2 protein-coding genes and 2 pseudogenes are annotated in these 2,558 nt (G+C 72.8%); 1 reads left to right on the forward strand and 3 read right to left on the reverse strand.

The features are described 5' to 3' along the window. Positions 1 to 267 (forward strand): annotated as a pseudogene (locus tag AB0B89_RS35920) (hypothetical protein); the annotation flags it as partial. Here AB0B89_RS35920 and AB0B89_RS35925 read toward each other — a convergent pair. The 3 genes and pseudogenes from AB0B89_RS35925 to AB0B89_RS35935 all read right to left on the reverse strand — a co-directional run. After that, the gene (locus tag AB0B89_RS35925; protein WP_358562113.1) at positions 227 to 1,099 is read right to left on the reverse strand and encodes a TauD/TfdA family dioxygenase; all 873 of its coding nucleotides are present in this window, start codon (positions 1,097 to 1,099) and stop codon (positions 227 to 229) included. The pseudogene AB0B89_RS35920 and the gene AB0B89_RS35925 sit on opposite strands and share 41 nt — an antisense overlap. 66 nt (positions 1,100 to 1,165) lie before the next feature. Beyond that, a complete protein-coding gene (locus AB0B89_RS35930; RefSeq protein WP_358562116.1) occupies positions 1,166 to 1,972 on the reverse strand; it encodes an ABC transporter ATP-binding protein in 807 nt (268 codons plus the stop codon). Beyond that, positions 1,959 to 2,558 (reverse strand): annotated as a pseudogene (locus AB0B89_RS35935) (hypothetical protein); the annotation flags it as partial. The gene AB0B89_RS35930 and the pseudogene AB0B89_RS35935, both read right to left, overlap by 14 nt.

Raw genomic sequence — 2,558 nt, forward strand, 5'->3', positions numbered from 1 at the left:
GCAGTAACGGCCACTCCAGTCCAGTTGAACGCCCTCAACAGCCGGTACCACAAGGCCGGGCTGGGCGTCTTCACGGTGATAGTCCTGGCCCACTGTGCCGAGCACATCGCCCAGGCGATCCAGATCTGGGTCCTCGGCTGGCCTCTCCCCGAGGCGCGCGGCGTGCTCGGCGTGCCGTTCCCGTGGCTGGTCAACGTCGCCGGGGCGTCTCAGGGGTCCCGCGGCGTCAGCGGGAGGGGCCGGCGGGCCGGTCTCCGCGCAGGGTGACGCGGTGCATGACGCGGTGGGCCGAGCCGTAGTCGCGGTTGGCGTAGTGGGCCGTGCTGCGGTTGTCCCACATGGCGACGTCACCGGCCCGCCACCTGTGACGGACCACGTGCTCGGGCTTGGTCAGGTGCGCGTAGAGCAGGTCGAGGATGGCGCGGCTCTCGGCGTCCGACACCCCGACGATGTGGGAGGTGAACCCCGGGTTGACGAAGATCCCCTTGCGCCCGGTCTCCGGGTGGACGCGGATGACGGGGTGCTCCACCGGATCGAGCCGGGTGACGGTCTCGCCCTCCCAGACGTTGCCCCTGCCGCCGCGGCGCTGGGCCAGGTAGTAGCCGAACTCGCGGTTGCCGTCGTGCACCGCGGTCAGCTGGTCGGCCATCTCCCGCACCGGCCCGGCCAGGGAGTCGTACGCGAGCTGGCTGTCCGCCCAGTTGGTGTCACCGCCCGACACCGGCAGGCTGACGGCGCGGAGGATGGACCCCATCGGCGGGCGGGGCATGAACGTGACGTCGGTGTGCCACACGTCGGCGAAGCCGTCGTCCGCGCTGTCGATGGCGTAGATCTCGGGATGCGCGTCGTCCACGCCTCCGACGACGGGGTGGGAGACGGTGAGCTCCCCGAGGCGCCGCCCGAGCGCCACCTGGCCGTCCTCGTCGAGGCCCTGCCCGCGGAAGAACAGCACCTTGCGGTCGACGAGCGCGGCCCGCACGGCCGCGAGTTCGGCGTCGGTCGCCGTGGCCAGGTCGAGCCCGACGACCTCGGCGCCGAAGTTCGGGCCCAGCGGGTCGAGGGTCAGGCCGGTGATTGAGTGCTCGGACGTGTACGTCATCTCGGTCCTTCCGGTCTCGGATGGTCTCGGTGGTCTCGGGTGGTCTCAGCCGGCCGGTGGCCGGGTTCAGGCGGCGGCGCGCACGGCGTGGCCGATCGTGGCGCGCAGGGACGCGTACTCGGGCAGCGCGCGCAGCTCGCCGGGCTCCATCCCGGTCCTCGGCAGGCCGACCTCGACGTCGAGGGCGACCCGTCCCGGACGCCGGGTGAGCACGACCACACGGCTGCCGAGGAACACCGCCTCGTCGACGCTGTGGGTCACGAACACCGAGGTGCGGCCGGTCTCCGCGCTCACCTGGCGCAGGTCCTCCTGGAGCCGTTCCCTGGTGAGGGCGTCCAGGGCGGCGAACGGCTCGTCGAGCAGCAGCAGCGGATCGTCGGCGGCCAGAGCCCTGGCGATGGCCACGCGCTGCTGCTGGCCTCCGGAGATCTGCCAGATGCGGCGGTCGGCGACGTCGTGCAGGCCGACCCGTTCCAGCAGCTCGGGAACCCTGCGCAGCCGTTCCTGGCGGGGCACCCCCGCGTAGCGCAGGGCCAGCTCGACGTTGCCGCCGACGGTCTTCCAGGGGAAGAGCCTCGGCTGCTGGAACACCACCCCGGCTCCCCTGCCCGGCACCGGCTCGACGCCGCCGATGCGCACGGTTCCGGAGGTGGGCGCCTCGAACCCGGCGATGAGGCGGAGCAGGGTGCTCTTGCCGCACCCCGACGCCCCGACGAGCACCAGGAACGCGCCCGGGGGGACGGTGAGGGACACCGGTCCGAGCGCGGTGACGGCGGCCTGGCCCCGGCCGTACACGTGTTCCACCTCGCGCACGTCCACGGCGGCGGCCTCCGCCGTCCGCGCGGCCGGGTCGGCGATGTCAGGAGAGCGCACTCGGAAGCCCCTTGTTGTAGATCGCCTTCTGTACGGTCGCGAGGTCGGGCACCGCGTCGATCTTCTGCTGCTTCTTGAGGAACTCGGCGGCGCTGACCAGGTTCTGCGCGAGCCCGCCGACCTTGTCCGGCGTGCCCAGCCACTCGGGGCCCGCGAGGTCGGCCGGCGCCAGGAACACGCCCTGGCCGAGCTGGTCGCGGGCGTCGGCCGGGCTGATGTTGAGCTCCGCGCCGACTGCGGTGGCCGCGGCGTCCCTGTCGCCCGCGATCAGCGTGAGGGCCCTCGCCTCGACCTTGCGCCAGGCGTCGACGGCGTCGGGGTGCGTGTTCACGAAGGCGGTGGAGACCACGCCGAGGTCCAGCGTTGGCTTGCCCGCCGTGGCGAGCTCGCGGCTGCTGACGAGCACCTTGCCGTTCTTCTTGAGGGTGTCGAGCGCCGGCAGCCAGACGTACGCCGCGTCGATGTCGCCGCGCGTCCAGGCGGCCAGGATGCGTTCAGCCCCTGGCGCCTTGTGACCGAGACGCGGCCCGACCCCCTGCTGATCCTCGCCGTGGTGGGCCTCGCGGTGGCGTACCTCGTCGGCGTG

This window comes from Sphaerisporangium sp. NPDC049002, from assembly GCF_040649355.1.
GTDB lineage: Bacteria > Actinomycetota > Actinomycetes > Streptosporangiales > Streptosporangiaceae > Sphaerisporangium.